This window comes from Halobiforma nitratireducens JCM 10879 (genome assembly GCF_000337895.1).
GTDB classification, from domain to species: domain Archaea; phylum Halobacteriota; class Halobacteria; order Halobacteriales; family Natrialbaceae; genus Natronobacterium; species Natronobacterium nitratireducens.
The window spans coordinates 1-731 of the sequence record NZ_AOMA01000191.1 but is presented as its reverse complement, the minus strand read 5'-3'; the positions used below and the strand labels follow the sequence as shown (position 1 = coordinate 731).

The window sequence follows — 731 nt, the reverse complement described above, 5'->3', positions numbered from 1 at the left end:
CAAAACAGGACTCTCAGGCCATATAGCGGCATTAAGACGAATATCATAAATTCAATACTGTCGCCTTCTTGCGTTCAACAGAGCAATCTTGGTCCTTCTCTTCTTTGTCAGCAGCACCATCCTTATTAGACCGCATCTTTTGCATGATTTCTTTACCACTCGCACCCCCAATCTCGTTTTTGTCAACATCATCATATGACCCGCCAACCCACTCAATCTCTACGTTTCCACTTAACCGCAAATGCTCATCATCAGGATAGTCTACCAGACCCGCCCGCTGCATCCGATTTATCATACCACTTAGTACGCTGTCTTTTTTGATGCCTACTCTACCCTTCAGGTCCTCGAATCCAATTTCCCCCTCTGATTCCACTATCTTCAAAACTACTTGATGCAAGTCCTGATATGCTTGTGCATCCTGATACTGCTGACTAATTCCTGACTCAATATCATCTAGGTTCGATTCAATTCCCTCCACAGCCTTTCGAATCTTCTCCTCCTCACTCTTCCGAATCAGTTGAGACAGATTCTCTCGAACCTCAAGCACATCCACCTTCGTTTCGTAATCATATGCCTCCCCGAACGGACTCTCGCACTCTGTATCTACGGTTAGTATACCCTCAGAACCATGCTCCTCTATCAATTAGCCCGTTGCACGCTTTCGAAATTAGCTCCGACCTATCGCGGTGTAGTCACTAGCGTCTAAAATAGTCACTTTAACTAGACTAGAA

The 731-nt window shown here is 45.1% G+C and carries 1 protein-coding gene; it reads right to left on the bottom strand.

Annotated features, from left to right (window positions below; translation table 11 throughout):
* Positions 1–43 precede the first annotated feature (43 nt).
* Entirely contained in the window at positions 44–643 is a 600-nt protein-coding gene (locus C446_RS17045; protein ID WP_006674382.1) for a helix-turn-helix domain-containing protein, read from the bottom strand.
* Positions 644–731 lie beyond the last annotated feature (88 nt).